The organism is Paenibacillus sp. D2_2 (genome assembly GCF_031199965.1).
GTDB lineage: Bacteria > Bacillota > Bacilli > Paenibacillales > Paenibacillaceae > Fontibacillus.
In genome coordinates this window covers 3,101,632-3,117,697 of sequence record NZ_CP133605.1, presented here as the reverse complement: position 1 = coordinate 3,117,697, position 16,066 = coordinate 3,101,632, and the positions used below count along the sequence as shown (strand labels likewise).

The following is a 16,066-nucleotide window of genomic DNA, read 5'->3' as shown; positions in this document are numbered from 1 at the left end:
AAGTTGAAATAGTAAAGCCCAAACCCTTATAATGGAAACAACAGAAAAAGATAGCGCTATCATTCAGCTCAATTCGAAACCGGTTTAGGTCCAAAGCACGCTGCGCGGGCGTGTGTAGAAGAAGCAAGGCAATCTACCCTAAAAGGAGCGAGTATGAATGTTAAGACATGGGAAAAAACTGTGTTTATTTCTGGTGTTTACTCTCCTGATTGCTTTTGTGCCTACGATGAAGACGAGTGCAGCTGATTGGAACCTGGTCTGGAGCGATGAATTTAACGGCTCATCCTTAAATACCGCTAATTGGACAGCCGAAATCGGTACCGGTAGCGGTGGATGGGGGAACAATGAGCTGGAGTATTATACAAGTCGACCGCAAAATTTGCAGGTGACCGGGGGAAATCTGGTCATTACTGCGCAGAAGGAATCTTATGGAGGAATGAACTATACCTCTGCAAGAATCAAAACACAAGGTCTACAGAATTTTACCTATGGTAAGGTTGAGGCGCGGATCAAGCTTCCTTCTGGTCAAGGGTTATGGCCGGCTTTCTGGATGCTTGGCTCGAATATTACTTCGGTTGGATGGCCTGCTTGCGGTGAGATCGACATTATGGAGCGGGTTAACAATAACCCTTATGTGAACGGAACTGTACATTGGGATGCGAACGGTTATGCAAGTTACGGGAATATATCAGGTAATTTGGATTTCTCTCAATTTCATACGTATAGTATAGAATGGGATGCCAATTACATCCGTTGGTTTGTAGATGGCAACCAGTATAACGAGATTTATATTCAGAACGGAACGGGGAATACAGAGGAGTTCCAGAGACCTTTCTTTATCCTTCTGAACTTGGCCGTCGGCGGCAATTGGCCGGGTAGCCCGAATGGATCAACGCCGTTTCCTTCACAGATGCTCGTTGACTATGTGAGGGTATATCAACAGTCAAATCCATCGAATATCATAAGTGGCGGCATCTATACACTCGCCTCCAAGGCGAGTGGCAAGGTACTCGACGTAACTGATGTTTCCCTGGCTGACGGCGCTAAAATGCAGCAGTGGACGAATTACAGCGCCAACAATCAACGCTTCAAAGTCGAGAGCACGGGGGATGGATATTATAAACTTACGGCAGTCCATAGCGGAAAGGTGCTGGATGTGCCCAATTCAAGCACATCAAGCGGAGTACAGCTACAGCAATGGACTGATAACGGCACGAGTGCGCAGCGGTGGAAGCTAGTTGATGTCGGCGGAGGCTATTACAAGCTGGTGTCCAAGGCGAGCGGGCTTGTTATGGACGTATCTGGGTCCTCAACTGCTGATGGAGCCGCCGTTCAACAGTGGACCGATAATGGAACGGACGCGCAGAAATGGGCATTTACTAAAGTAAATTGAACTCTCTGAACTTCAATTCATAATGGAATATTCACTTAGAGCTTAGAGATATGAAGAGCCCGAGTCGTTAGACTCGGCTTTTATCTATACCCGTCAATTTTTAATAATAAAGGACAAAAAGTTCCGGATATATATAGTATTAAACGCTGGAGAACTATTCTAACACAAAGCTTGTCGGAGGCAGGTTTGGCGGAAAATCGGCGATTCAGCCGGCTATTCTACGCAATCGTATAAATTCTTCCATGTAGTATGCTAAACACTTCTTAGATTTACTACGGATATTTGTATGTTATCAGTACATAATCAAGCATTTAACTATTGACCCTGACATTAATGTTAGGGTTTATTATTGTTATGAAGCAGAAGGGAGCATATGAAATGAAAATCGGAGAACTGTCTGAGAGGACTGGAATCAGCATTCGTTCACTGCGCTATTATGAAAGCAAGGGCTTGCTAGCCCCGATCAGGCAGGATAACGGATATCGGGAATATTCGGCTCTGGCTGAAGAGCAGGTTCGTACTATTCGATTTTATCTGGATCTTGGGTTATCGACGGAGCAGATTTCAGGATTTCTTCATTGTGTTCTCAAAAACAAAGAAGCGTTCTGTGAAGAAATACTGCCGATATTTCAAGAGAAGATGGAGGAGATCGACGAACAAATCCGGTTACTGAGCCAAATCAGAGAGAATTTGCAGGATCGTATGGTCTCCATTCTGCAGGAGCGTAAACATATGAAGGAGGAGAGATTATTATGAGTGTTATTGAGGTAAATGATGTAACTTTTCAATCGGAGATCCAAAAGAAAGAACTGACCTTGGTAGAGTTTGGCGCTGTATGGTGCCCACCTTGTAAGGCGTTATTGCCTATTTTAGGTGAGCTAAGCGAAAAGTATGGAGAACAGGTATCAATTCTTAAGTTGGATTGCGATGAGTCTCCGATTACACCAGGTTCTTTCGGTATCATGTCTATGCCTACAGTGATTGTATTTCATAATGGGGAACCAGTTGAAAAGCTGGTGGGGTTGCGACCTATGAGTGTATACGAGAATGTACTTTCCAAGTATATGGCCACGGTGTAATGAAAAAGAGTGCAGGGACCCCTGCACTCTTTTTCATTATCTCAACTTATAAATAAAGTCCTTGCCATCACAGGTAATAATTACAGAGAGAGATTTAGTATCCTTAGATGCTTCGACAGGAAGCTCGGCAATAAAATGTAGGTTTTTAGATTTAAGTGGTTCTATACTAGTGATGTTCGTATATGTAAAATCTGTTCCGCCATTTTCTTCAACCGTTGAGAAGCTATTGTAATCATACTTTTCATCATACTTTACTTTTACCGATACAAATTCATCTGATGATTTTGCGGAGGTCAATAAACTCTTAATGTTGATTACGGTATCAAGGTAGATGTTATTTGAGTCTTTTACTTCATAATAAGAATAGAAAGAATCAGGATTAGGAGGAGCTATTTTTGAAGCAAATTCGACCGACTTCAGTTTAAGCTTAGCATAGTCTTCGACAGTGAAGGGCTTTGTAAGTTCAATAAGATTGTCTATATTGGAGTTATTTGTCGTCTGAGATTGATCTTCACTAGTTGGAGAATTGCTTTCTTCAGTAGTTTCATCCACTGTCACGTTTGTTTCTTTAAGTAGTTGTTTTAATTTTTCGTTTTCATCTTCTAAATAAGAGACTTGTTTTGACAAACTATCGATTTTGGAAGATAGCTCATTGTTACTGCCTGAGGAACAACCACTAAATAAAGCTATCATAAGAGAACATATGAGTATTAATCTTATAGAATTCTTCACTTGTTACACCTTCATACGATTATTTTTTTCTTTTCAAAGCGTAAATTCTCCCAATTCTCTTATGACATAATACTACAAATAATCCGCTAGTAGTAGAAATAAGTGGAACGTCGTCCGTCGTCCGTTAAATCTGGCATAGGTGATTTCTACGTCTTTTCCTCGCCATGAAATAAAAAGGAGCCATCCCTAGTAAGTAAACACTTACTTATGGGACAGCTCCTCTTTGCAATCAACAATCCTTAGCTCATCATTTCTTCACTTCCATGGCTCAATAGGCATATATTAAGTTCTATTCACCTATGAAACTGGAACCACTTGAAGTCGAATTGGCTACCAGGGAGAAATACAAAGGTTACGGTCTGGAGGCCAGTTATACGTTCTAGTGTGAACTCCTGCTCGCAATAATCTTTGGATAAGGTGAACTCCACAATCTGCTTGTTATCACCATCTAGACTGCTGAATTGAATATGCAAGGTGTTCTTATCGAGAGGTGAATGTCCGCAAATGACCAGCTTACTGCTTCCCGATTCCCCGAAGTCCATATCTTCGAAGACCAGCGAGACATTATTACCAATATTCTCTATCGAATCTTCCATGAGAGTAAAGGAATCACCGTAGATGCGATTATTTTCAAGAACGCTTAGCTTTTCGAAAGCCTTCATCGGCTTCTCAAACTGCATGCCTTTCAAATGAATTTTACGTCGCAGCAGGAAGCAGAGGGAGACAATTCCCTTCAATCGTCTCGGTAGACGGTAGGTCTCTTCCTGATAGACATTCCATATTGACGGTTTTTGATAGGTTACCGTTGTCAGTAAAGAAGCATTGTCCTCACCCGGGATACCCTCCCATATCTCGATAGGGAACTCCGCATCATCAAGCGAGAAGATCGGCAGCGTAATTTCATCGGAACCAAAGTTCCCAAAATCGATCTTGTCAAAGCAGATCAGACTCTCGCCGTCTCTACCTGTAGCAACTCCGCGCTCGTTGCCATTCGTTAAATTCGTACTGGCATCGCTATGATACCCAGCTGACACGAACTCGTATGGATTTAAATAGGCTTGCCCAGATCGGTGATCTGAAATTCCATCATGGAATAGAGCCGTATGTTATCAGAACCATTTGTCGTCGCACAGCGGATATAGACCTCTCCGTCGCCCAATGCTGTAATGACGGCTGCATGCCCCTTCGCATCTAGGATAGCAATATTTGCATCTATACCACCTGCGTTGGTAACTCTCCATGTAACCTCTTGATAAGTGGCATTACTTGGATGGATCTTGACCCTAACGGGAAGAGATCTGATGTCCTTAGATAGCTTATTCCCTTCAGGACAAATAATCTCGAGCTTACGTATCGGAATTTCCGACGCCTGTAGTTCCTGAGTCATCCGCAGTTCCTGCGTTTTCAGCTCTGCTGCATTCTCATTTGTGTAACTATATAACGAAACAATACTATCCGTATCGTTAGACGGTTGTGGGGGAGCGGCGGTTAAGATAAGCTCGGCAGGGTTCAGCCCCTTGGATTCAGCACGAACTATGATGGAACCCGTCTCTTCTGTACTGGCAATGACGGCAAGTAGCTTACCGCTGAACAGCCTACGGTTCGTTCCTTTATATTGGTCATAGTCGGTACTATCGCCATTATCGAGGCCAACAAGTCGTCCGGGACCTTCGACCGTGATGTGAACCCGGTTATTTGCGTTTCCCACTGGAATACCGTCCAGATCGACAGTTGAAATCTCAACAAAAATAAGGTCCGATCCATCGGCCGTTATTGTCTTTTTGTCAGGAACCAGTACTAGAGAAGCCGCATCCCCAAAGGAGGAGTTCACATCTGTTGCTAATGTATTTCCGTCCTCATCGTAAGCTACAGCCCGCAGAACACCTTTACGATAAGGGACCTGCCACTCTCCCAACAGTTTGCGACCATGCTTATGATCAATATCTACCGTGCCTTGTGAGACATCGTTAAAGAATAACTCAATCCTTGGAGCATTTGAGGTGACGCGCACATCAATCATCTGACCTTCGGAAAAGTCCCAGTACGGGAAGATATGAACCATCGGATTTACTTTATAATCCGTCCATTCTGCCTGATATATGTAGAAGGAGTCCTTCTTGAACCCCGCCGTATCCAATTGTCCAAAATAGGAATTCTTCGTATGATAGGGAGTTGGTTCACCGATGTAATCGAAGCCCGTCCATATGAATTGTCCAGGGGAATACACAGCGTCCCGGTCATCCATAATGCAGTGCTCTGTGCTCTTTGCTCCCCAGCTGGTTGAACTGTTGCCTAAGGATGAGCATTGTTCATCATCATCTGACAGTACCGATTGGGATAATGGAAAATGATAGATTCCCCGGCTTTGTACCGTTGACGCAGTTTCGCTGCCATAAATAATCCAATCGGGATGCTCCTGATGATGGAGATCATAATACTTCTCCCCATAGTTATATCCAGCGATCTTAACCAGCTCGGCGCACTTCTGGGCATTCTCCCAAGGCATATAATTAGAGCCAATCGTAACGACAGCATTTGCTTTTGGATCGTGTATGAGCACTTCATCCCTGAGTAGAATCGTTAATTCCTGACCACGCTCATCAGCATGAGTGTCATAAATTTCATTCCCAATACTCCACATCAGCATACTGGGGTGGTTCCGATCCCGGCGTATCCAACTAGCTACATCTTTTTTCCACCATTCAGGGAAAAATCTCGCATAATCATACGTAGTTTTTTTTCGCTCCCACATATCAAATGCTTCTGAGACGATCAGTACGCCCATTTCATCAGCAAGTTCCATCAGTTCAACGGCAGGCATATTGTGAGCGGTACGGATTGCGTTCACGCCCATTTCCTGTAAGAGCGAAATCTGTCTCCTCAAGGCCGCTCTATTAACAGCAGCACCTAGACAACCCAGATCATGATGCTGACAAACGCCATGAAGCTTAACATGCCGACCGTTGAGGAAGAAGCCCCGTTGGCTATCAAATTCCATAGTTCGGAATCCAAAATTATTGATCTCTAAATCGATGACCGTATCATCGACAATAAGCTCGGTTTTAAGTGTATAGCAGTATGGTAGTGAGATGTCCCATAGCATCGGATTAAGGATTGAAATACAAGAGGGGATGCAGACAATCTGTTGTTATCCCAAGAAACTTCCGTTATAGCCTGGGTAACCTGCGTTCCGAAAGCATCCAGAATCGAGTGTCTAATCTGATACTTCTTGGCCGCTGTTGAGCCAGAAATCTCGCTTAACTTCAGCTCGGATTCTATCTCTACATTCCAGAGGTCAGGATCATCTTTGTCTTTTCTCGCAACGATATAAACCCCGTTTGGAACAATATGGGTATCGGGATAAGTTCTCAGCCATACATTCCGATAAATTCCCGCCCGGAATACCAACGTGAATTAGGAGATTCATGTATAACTTGAACATAAATTTCGTTGCTACCTGAAGTTATGTAAGGAGTGATGTCTATTTCAAAGGTGGAATATCCGTATTTCCAAGTCCCAGCGAGATGACCGTTCACATAGAGTGAGGAGTTCATGTAAACGCCTTCAAAACAAAGCGATGTGACGCTATTTGGTACTAACTCGTCAATGAATAATGTTCTACGATACCAGCCTTCTCCATTTTCATATAAATGATGTGTGTCATATATCAACCAGTCATGGGGCAAGGTGACCGGTGACCAATTAACGCTGCCGGAAAAAACCGTCTCTATATTTACATGAAGAGGCAGTTTGGCAAAAAACCAATCATTATTGAAGTTTGTATTCTGATTCATCGGTGTTAAGCTCCCTTAATTCTATTATATTTAAGTCCATCTATTAACGCGTTGGATGGTTGCCATGAAGGCATTTGTATTCAGTAGGAGTACATTTCTTATATTTCTTGAACACCCGGTTAAAGGTGGGAGACTTCCAAAGCCTGAGCTCATGGCAATCTCCATCACTGATAAATTGGGATCAATCAGTAATGTCTCCGCATGCATAATCCGATGCTGGTTGAGATAGTCGTAATAGGACATCCCCATAAATTGCTTGAACAGGCGCATAAAGTGAAATTTGCTGAAGCCAGCGAGCTTCGCCAGATCTTCAACCTGAATATCCTCTGTACAATGCTTGTTCATATAATTGCAAACCTGGAGGAGCTTATCGATATATTTGTGTTGCTTCTGGTTGTTGGTATTTAGAAAGCGTTGATCATGATTCATGAAATTCCGTCCAAGCACGACGAAGAACTGAATCAGCAGGGAATAAGCTGAGGCTTCCTTCAGTAATGAGTTACTGAAATATTCATCTATTAATTGATGTAGAAGCGGTCTTAGTATGCCATGCAGATCTTCGTTATCTCCCGAAGTAAGGAGTAAGCATGGCCGAAGCAAATGGAATGTAGAGTCAAATCCGTTCAAGTTATACAGTAGGGACCAGTCGAATTGCAGAATGATCCTCTTTCCTGATTTGGGAGCAAAAAGTTCATGCAGCTCACCCGAAGGGATCACGAGGATATCATTGGGATGAAGCACATACTTGGTACCGTTGATTACAGCAGTATAATCATTTTCGAGCGGCATAATAATTTCTGCAGCGGTGTGCCAATGGATTGGATAATCCTCTGTCTCTTGATTTAAATAAATACGTATTCCAAAATGTTCGCGATAAGAGACTGTTTCCTTGGCTCCGTTCAGAGACTCAATCATTAGCATCCATCCTTACTTTGGTTAGATTATTTACACACGAATCAAATCAAAGAGACTTCACCAACAATCACTTAGGTGGACTTAGCATAAATTTAGCAATATTTGAGAAGCCAAAAGCTAAATTCACGAAGAACCTCAAAGCTAAAGTCGCTATAATATAGCCTATGAAACCGCATACATTGGAATTATGAGGTGACAAACTCGTTAAAAACATCCTCTAGCAAGGAAATCATAACATGCAAATATTGGTTTTGCCAATTCTTTTGATTGCTTAAATAAATGGGAAGAGATGGTGTAGTATGGCAGAGTTGGTTGAAAACAGTTTTAAGATTCTAGAGTATAAGAAACGAGCGGAGCAATTGGTCGCGCAAATGACACTTGAGGAGAAAGTGCGTCAAATGCTGCATGCCGCACCAGGGATCGAACGCCTTAATGTGAAGGCCTATAACTGGTGGAATGAAGCGCTACATGGTGTAGCGAGGGCAGGGGTTGCAACGGTTTTTCCACAGGCAATTGGACTTGCAGCAACTTTTGATGAGGATCTTCTGGAAGAAGTTGCAGATAAGATCGCGACAGAAGCTAGAGCGAAGTACAATATGCAGCAGGAATTTGATGATACGGATATTTATAAAGGACTGACCTTCTGGGCACCGAATGTGAACATTTTCCGTGATCCACGGTGGGGCAGAGGGCATGAAACTTATGGAGAGGATCCATATCTATCCTCAAGATTAGGAGTCCGTTTTATACAAGGCTTACAGGGCCATGATGAGAATTATATGAAGGTTGCCGCTTGTGCGAAGCATTTTGCCGTCCATTCAGGACCTGAGGATTTACGGCATCAATTTAATGCAGTGGTCTCCACTCAGGACTTGTATGAAACCTATTTGCCAGGCGTTCCAAGCCTGCGTTGAAGAAGCGAAGGTAGAAGCGGTCATGGGGGCTTATAACAGAACTAATGGTGAACCGTGTTGTGGAAGTGAGCTGCTGCTGCAGGAAATATTACGGGGAAAATGGCAATTTGACGGACACGTAGTCTCAGATTGCTGGGCGATACGGGATTTTCACGAACATCATCACGTTACCGCTAATGCGATAGAATCCGTAGCACTGGCAGTAAATCAGGGCTGTGATCTGAACTGCGGAAGCCTGTTCGTGTTCCTACTTGATGCAGTCAAAGAAGGATTAGTAACTGAAGCTCAGATCGATCAAGCCGTAACCCGTCTGTTCACGACAAGAATGAAGCTGGGGATGTTCGATGAGCAAGAGAAGGTTCCGTACTCATCGATCAAGTATACCGAAGTAGATTCGACCGAGATGCAGCAATTAAATCGCAAGGCGGCGAGAGAATCGTTGGTTCTTCTGAAAAATGAGAACGGTATGCTCCCGCTAGATAAATCGAAGCTTAAAACGATCGGCGTAATCGGTCCAAACGCGAATAATAGACGGGCGTTAGAAGGCAATTACGAAGGAACGGCATCTCGATATATCACTATACTCGAAGGTATTCAAGATTACGTGGGGGATAGTGCTCGTGTCTTATACTCCGAGGGCTGTCATTTACATAAAGACAAAATTAGCGGTCTGGGAATAGAGAATGACCGGATTGCCGAAGTGATGGGGGTTTGCAAAGAAAGCGACGTTGTTATCGTCTGCTTGGGACTAGATGCCGGATTGGAAGGTGAAGAAGGGGATACCGGTAATCAGTACGCTAGTGGTGATAAGAGAGATTTGAACTTACCTGGAATTCAGGAACAGATGCTACGAACGATCTATGAGAGCGGAAAACCGATTATTCTAGTTATGTTATCTGGAAGCGCTCTCGCGGTTCCTTGGGCAGATGAGCATGTTCAGGCTATTATGCAGGGCTGGTATCCGGGCGCTCAGGGTGGCCGTGTCATTGCCGAAGCGATCTTTGGGGAATTCTCGCCGGAAGGAAAATTGCCGATTACGTTCTACAAGACGACAGAAGAATTGCCGGAATTTACGGACTATTCCATGAAGAACCGGACATATCGCTACATGACGCAAGAAGCTCTGTATCCATTCGGATATGGAATGTCCTATACGAATTTCACTATTTTAAATACGAGGATTGATCATGAACGGATTACAGAAGCCGGAATTTCGGTTATGACTACGATCAAGAACGAAGGTAGCATGGCCGGAGGCGAAGTACTACAAGTGTATGTTAAGGCAGATCGGGATGGAACTCCGAATGCTCAGCTAAAAGCCTTCCGAAAAGTTCATCTGCAGCCGCAGGAGAGCAAGGAATTGACACTTCACCTGCCAGTCGAGGCCTTTGCTCTATACGATGAAGAAGGTAGAAGAAAGGTAGAAGCTGGAACGTATGCCGTTTATGTAGGTACTTCCGGACCGGACAGCAGAAGTTACACACTTACAGGTAAGAAAACAGCGGAATTTAAGCTGGTTTCTGAACTGGATACAGAAGTCTAAGAATAAAAATGTGTGTTTAAAAAGTCAGACTTTCAGCACCGAAGCTTATGCTTCCGATATGCGTTTTTTCAAAACGCTTCAGTTGGATGTAGCTAGGGTCTGAGGAGCGGAGCGTATGTAGTAGGTACGTGAGCACCGGAAGACCCGGCTGAATTCAAGATTCGATGCCGAAATCTTCAACGTAGGGAAAGAAACCAACAATACTCATGAAGGAAAGGTGAGGGTATGGCGTTCCGCAACAATGATATGGGTGTAGAGCCACTGAAGAAACGCGTCGAGGTAAATAAGTCAGTAGATTTAGAACCACTATGGAAGCACGTCAGAAAGGAATGGAAGCTGTATTCATTTCTACTTATTCCGGTAATCTACTTTATTATTTTTAAGTATGTTCCAATGCTTGGGAATATTATCGCCTTCCGGAAATACAGAGGCGGACCCAATCTATTTGGTACAGAGTGGGTCGGATTTACTTACTTCAAAATGTTCTTTAATGATCCAACCTTTTGGAGAGCAATTAAGAACGATCTAGTGTTAAGTACTTTATACTTGATCTTTAGGTTTCCATTAACGCTCGGCTTTGCGTTACTACTTAATGAGATCGTCAGGCTGAGGCTGAAAAAGTTTGTTCAGACGGTATCTTATTTGCCACACTTTATCGCTACGGTTATTGTCGCGGGTATGATCAAGGAATTTGTCTCAATGAACGGTCCGATCAATTCATTGATCGAAAATTTAGGATTCGATAAGATTCCATTCATTACTATACCGCATTGGTTCCCGACAATCTATGTCACCTCAGGCATATGGCAAGGGCTTGGCTGGGGCACGATCCTATATTTGGCGGCGATGACGGGAATTAATACAGAACTGTATGAAGCGGCCAAAATTGATGGCGCGAACCGCTTACGGTTGGCATGGCATGTTACGATTCCAGGAATTCTTCCTACGATAATGGCGTTATTGATTTTGGATATTGGTGGTATTTTAGGTTCTAATTTTGAAAAAGTCTTACTGCTGCAAAATCCTTTAATCTATCAAACCGCGGATGTTGTCTCCACCTACGTCTACCGACTAGGGATCAAGGGCGGTAACTTTAGTTATGCTACCGCAGTCGGATTATTCGAAGGTATTCTCGGCTTGATCTTAGTCACAGCAGCGAATCAAATATCCAAGAAGACGACAAAATCAAGCTTATGGTAGAAGGAGGCGAAAAACATGAAGGCATCATTATCATATCGATCGTTCCAAATTTTTAATGCATTGATCATGACTTTGGTTGTAGTGGCAACTTTATATCCTTTTGTCTATTTGATAGCCCAGTCCTTCAGTTCGGAGGCAGCTGTATACGCAGGTAAAGTAAGCTTCTATCCAGTGGAGTTCACAGCTCAAACCTATAAAATAATTTTAAGTAAACCGGATTTCTTCCGTTATTACGGTAATACCATTTTGTACTCGGTAGTAGGGACGTTCATTTCGGTGGCCTTAACAGCGGTAATGGCCTATCCATTATCAAAAGATAAGCTGAGAATGAATAAGTTCTTTATTCCATTTGTTATCTTTACAATGTACTTTGGCGGAGGGTTGATTCCCAATTATATTTTGATCGCCAAGACGCTGGCAATGCGGGATACAATTTGGGCGATAGTTCTTCCAGGAGCGATAAGCGCTTTTAACGTTATTCTGATGAAGACCTTCTTTTCTAGTCTTCCAAATGAAGTGGAGGAAGCGGCCAAGGTAGACGGGCTTGACGTATTCGGTATTTTCCTGAAAATTACGCTTCCGCTATCTAAACCGATACTGGCAACGATTATGTTGTTCGTAGTAGTAGGTCTTTGGAATTCCTGGTTCGGAGCTTCTCTCTATATACAGTCGAAGGATAAATGGCCTGTAGCCTTATATTTACGACAGCTTATCGAGAATGCAATCAGTCCGACTGAAGTCGGAGCGACTACAGCTGATCAACAGAGTCAAATCGCCGCTACTGTAAAGTCTGCCGCGATGGTACTGACTTCATTACCGATCATTTGTGTATATCCGTTTATACAGAAGTACTTCGTACAAGGGATGATGATCGGTTCTGTAAAAGGTTAATTGGTTTATGTTCGGAAATTCTGCACACGTGAAACTTGTTTGCAGCGATTTCTGTAATATAAATGAAGGTTTGCTTAAGTCAGATAAATAAGGCTAAGCGGCTCTTCACAAAAAAATTGAGGAGGAAGGCTATGAAAAAGTTTAACAGAGCAATAGGGGTTCTCATGGTGTTAGTCTTGGCACTCAGCTTGGCCGCATGTGGTGGTGGGAAAAATGAGGGGGCATCCGATCCGAACCCGCCAGCAACTGACAAGCCAAACAATTCTGCTGAAAATAAACCAGCAGAACCTACCCTGGATTATCAATTTGGGGAGGGTCAAACCTTCCACTCCGACGAACCAATCACTTATTCTATGATGTATAGTGACCATGAGAACTATCCTTACCAAAAGGATTGGAGACTCTGGAGCGCAATTAAAGAAAAAACGAATGTTAGCTTTGATTTGTCGCTCACAGCTAGAACTGAATATGATAATCAAAAAATGCTGATCATCAATAGTGGCGATGCTCCTTATATCATTCCTAAAACATATGATGAAACTCCATTTGTTGCTGGTGGACAAATTGTCCCTATTAGCGATTATGTGCAGTACATGCCAAACTTTATGAAGGCTGTAAAAGATTGGGGTCTTGAAGCAGATTTAAAAGCTAAGTTGCAAGCGGACGGAAAATATTATGTCCTCCCTGGTATGTGGGAAGGGGCTGGTAGCGGATATTCCTACGCTATTCGCAAAGATATTTTTGAAGCAGCTGGAGTTGATCTAAGTCAAGAAGGAACTTGGACCTACGAGGATTTCTATGAAGCTCTGAAGAAAGTGAAAGCGTATACTGGAGCGAAATATGTAATGTCCGATATTAACAAAGGCGACTCTACCTTGAATATTGCTGCTGTAGAATACGGCGTAACAGCTGGTTGGGGTAAAGCTAACGGCTTGAAGTTCGATGAGGCTAAGAAAGAATTTTATTTTGCCGACGCTTCGGATGACTACAAAGCGTATGTAACGTATTTCAATAAACTAGTCACAGAAGGACTGCTGGATCCTGAGTCCTTCACACAAGAAAATGATGTTGCCGAAGCCAAGTTCTTCAAAGGCGACAGCTACGTGCTTAATACTAACTACCAAGTAATGACTGATTATCAAACGAAAATGCAAGACCCGAACGCAGAATTATATATGATTGTTCAGCCTGGCGGTCCTAAAGGCAAGCTGCAGGTTGAAAACTCTCGTTTGGAGAACGGTGTTATGATTTCAGAGAACGCCCGTAAAGATTTGGGTGAAGAGAACTTTATTAAGATGCTTCGCTTTGTCGATTGGCTCTGGTATTCTAATGAAGGTCAGACGCTCAGCTTGTGGGGCGTTGAAGGAGAAACTTATACTAAGGATGCAGATGGTACAATCAAATTGAATCCGGATATTACTTATAATGGATTAAATGCTGATACGGCTACCAAGAAATTGAATGTTGACTTTGGTTTTGGTGGAGGAGTATTTGCTTATGGTGGTTCTAATGATCTGAGATGGTCGAAGTTTACAGAAGGCGAGAAGGATTACTATAACCGGATCTTTAAGAACAATCAACCACGCCCAATTGCGCCGCCAATTATGGCATCGGCTGATCAGAGTGAGCAATTGAACATGATCTCAACACCATTGATGGATTATATTAACTCAATGACCTTGAAGTTCATTACGGGTCAAGAGCCTTTGTCTAATTGGGATAATTTCGTAAAAACTGCTGAAGCTAACGGCAGCACTAATTATACAAACATGGCTAATGATATCTTTAATAGCACAAAGAGTATTTTAGGCTACTAATCCATTGAATAGGACCTAACAAATGAGAACGGCCCGGTGCACCATTAGATGGTGTGCCGGGCCGTTTATTTATCATTATATGGGATTTAACGTACTTGTGATTATTGAACAGAAGCTTCGTAAATGTCCTGAACCGATTTGGCTAGCATCGCATTGAATTCCTCATCGCTCTGCTGTGCAGTCAAGTCCTGTGACAGGGCACGGGAGAAGCTGGCGATCAGTCCCTGGTTATGCGCCAGCTTGTCGTTAGCTTCGGCTTGTGAATATCCACCGGACAGGGCAACGACTCTGACAACATGTGGATCGGACATCAAGTCACTATAGAAATTATTTTGCGTTGGAATGGAGAGTTTAAGCATAATTTTGTCATCAGCATCAAGCTTGGACAATTGCGCTAAAATCTCATCCTTCAATATTTGTTCAGACACTTCTTTATCCTTACTATGGATATCCACTTCCGGCTCAATAATCGGCACTAATCCAGCATTAATAATTTGCTTGCCGACGGCGAATTGTTGTTCTACAACTTTCTTGATGCCGGCAGGATTTGCTTCTTGGATTACAGAACGCATTTTCGTTCCAAAGATGTTGCGTTGTACCGCTCTCACAAGCAGTTCGTCCAGATCGGGCATAGGCTTCATAATCTGAACGCCGTTCTCTAGCTCTGCCAGTCCTTTATCGATCTTCAGGAAAGGTACGATGCCTTTCTTCTCCCAGAGATAGTCAGCAGTATGCATCCCGTCTATGGTACGGTCCATCGTATTCTCGAACAGAATTGCACCTAGGATATGCTTTGAGTTGAAGGCAGGGCTCTTAATGATGCGTGTTCTCATCTTGTGAACTAATACGAACATCTCTTCCTCATTAGAATAGCTATCTTCTTTTACTCCATATTGCAGAAGGGCCTTTGGGGTACTACCGCCGCTCTGATCTAATGCTGCAATGAAGCCTTTTCCTGAATGAATTCTTTCAAACTGTTGGGTATTCATAAATACCTCTCCTTTCCTGATGGTGAAAATTGGAGTTATCTTGAACGCTTATATTATAGCACTTCTTCAAGGACGAATTACAATTCCTCTACAGTGTCCGCTTATTTGGCCAGTAGATTGATATGATCCAGATCGGTGCTGCTGTTAAAAATAAACTCTAATTTATATTTGTCACGATTATAGGTGATCTTGGTCTGTTTGCTATTGCCATTCTTGACGGTCGTTGTAGTATTAGGGGCACCCCAATTTTTCTTCAGCATGCTCATTGTAATACCGCCGATGTTGGTTTGCCGTTCTATATTGGTGCCGAAATAACGTATCTCCCGAATCTTATCAGATTTGTACGTGAAGGCATAACCGGGGTGTCCCATCTCGGCGCCATACACGTCATAGCCGCTTGCATTCTTGCGTTCTTCTGAGGGTTCGCCGATGGCTTTGAACACATCCTTACGCGTACTCTTACCCACCGTTAGTTCACTTACTGAACCGGGGAATTGGCCTTTCAAGGCAGGCTTATAGAAGCTGTTCAGCGTCTTAAGGGCTTGAGCAGCGTCTTCGTTGTTTTGGCTGGACGCAGCTGCTGCGGCCTGGGCCAGATTTGCTGAAGGAACTATGCCGCTTACCATCGTTGTACCAATACCGACAACACCTGCGATGGCGACAGTAGCCCATGTTTTTTTTGCTGATAATTTAAAGTTCATCGTTGATCCACTCCTTGATCTAAGTTGAGATACATGTATTTTTATGTCAATTCATAGTCTACATCATAGTCAGGTTGGCGAATGATTGTGTTACTTTT

Annotated in this window: 12 protein-coding genes and 1 pseudogene; 8 read left to right on the top strand and 5 right to left on the bottom strand. The window is 43.1% G+C overall.

Annotated elements, in window-relative coordinates; translation table 11 throughout:
- The first annotated feature begins 157 nt into the window (after positions 1-157).
- The 3 genes from RE628_RS15885 (at position 158) to RE628_RS15875 (ending at position 2,472) form a co-directional block, all read left to right on the top strand.
- Positions 158-1,393 carry an RICIN domain-containing protein gene (locus tag RE628_RS15885; RefSeq protein ID WP_309153999.1) on the top strand — a complete coding sequence of 412 codons (1,236 nt, stop codon included), beginning with the start codon at positions 158-160 and terminating at the stop codon, positions 1,391-1,393.
- Positions 1,394-1,771: 378 nt separating this feature from the next.
- A complete protein-coding gene (locus RE628_RS15880) occupies positions 1,772-2,149 on the top strand; it encodes a MerR family transcriptional regulator (RefSeq protein WP_309153998.1) in 378 nt (125 codons plus the stop codon).
- A complete protein-coding gene (locus RE628_RS15875; RefSeq protein ID WP_309153997.1) occupies positions 2,146-2,472 on the top strand; it encodes a thioredoxin family protein in 327 nt (108 codons plus the stop codon). The genes RE628_RS15880 and RE628_RS15875 overlap by 4 nt, the downstream gene beginning before the upstream one ends.
- Before the next feature lie 36 nt (positions 2,473-2,508).
- Here the strand turns inward: RE628_RS15875 and RE628_RS15870 are convergent, their stop codons facing one another.
- From RE628_RS15870 to RE628_RS15845, 3 genes and pseudogenes are all read right to left on the bottom strand, one after another.
- Positions 2,509-3,165, bottom strand: coding sequence for a hypothetical protein (locus RE628_RS15870; protein ID WP_309153996.1), 657 nt, complete (start codon positions 3,163-3,165; stop codon positions 2,509-2,511).
- A gap of 332 nt (positions 3,166-3,497) precedes the next feature.
- Positions 3,498-6,998 (bottom strand): annotated as a pseudogene (locus RE628_RS29685) (glycoside hydrolase family 2 TIM barrel-domain containing protein).
- 30 nt (positions 6,999-7,028) lie between these two features.
- Entirely contained in the window at positions 7,029-7,913 is an 885-nt protein-coding gene (locus RE628_RS15845; RefSeq protein ID WP_309153993.1) for a helix-turn-helix transcriptional regulator, read from the bottom strand.
- A gap of 299 nt (positions 7,914-8,212) precedes the next feature.
- Here RE628_RS15845 and RE628_RS15840 point away from each other — a divergent pair, with 299 nt between their 5' ends.
- The 5 genes from RE628_RS15840 (at position 8,213) to RE628_RS15820 (ending at position 14,278) form a co-directional block, all read left to right on the top strand.
- Positions 8,213-8,827, top strand: a complete 615-nt coding sequence (locus tag RE628_RS15840; protein WP_309153992.1) for a glycoside hydrolase family 3 protein — start codon at positions 8,213-8,215, stop codon at positions 8,825-8,827.
- Positions 8,790-10,370, top strand: a complete 1,581-nt coding sequence (locus tag RE628_RS15835) for a glycoside hydrolase family 3 C-terminal domain-containing protein (RefSeq protein ID WP_309153991.1) — start codon at positions 8,790-8,792, stop codon at positions 10,368-10,370. Before RE628_RS15840 ends, RE628_RS15835 begins: the two co-directional genes overlap by 38 nt.
- Before the next feature lie 246 nt (positions 10,371-10,616).
- A complete protein-coding gene (locus tag RE628_RS15830) occupies positions 10,617-11,570 on the top strand; it encodes an ABC transporter permease (RefSeq protein ID WP_309159480.1) in 954 nt (317 codons plus the stop codon).
- Between the two features lie 15 nt (positions 11,571-11,585).
- A complete protein-coding gene (locus tag RE628_RS15825) occupies positions 11,586-12,461 on the top strand; it encodes a carbohydrate ABC transporter permease (protein ID WP_309153990.1) in 876 nt (291 codons plus the stop codon).
- A 131-nt stretch (positions 12,462-12,592) separates the two neighbouring features.
- Positions 12,593-14,278, top strand: coding sequence for an ABC transporter substrate-binding protein (locus RE628_RS15820; RefSeq protein WP_309153989.1), 1,686 nt, complete (start codon positions 12,593-12,595; stop codon positions 14,276-14,278).
- Positions 14,279-14,379: 101 nt separating this feature from the next.
- On the opposite strand, the gene RE628_RS15815 is transcribed toward RE628_RS15820, so the two are convergent.
- Positions 14,380-15,267 carry a fructose bisphosphate aldolase gene (locus RE628_RS15815; protein WP_309153988.1) on the bottom strand — a complete coding sequence of 296 codons (888 nt, stop codon included), beginning with the start codon at positions 15,265-15,267 and terminating at the stop codon, positions 14,380-14,382.
- Between the two features lie 101 nt (positions 15,268-15,368).
- Entirely contained in the window at positions 15,369-15,968 is a 600-nt protein-coding gene (locus tag RE628_RS15810; RefSeq protein ID WP_309153987.1) for a YjgB family protein, read from the bottom strand.
- Positions 15,969-16,066 lie beyond the last annotated feature (98 nt).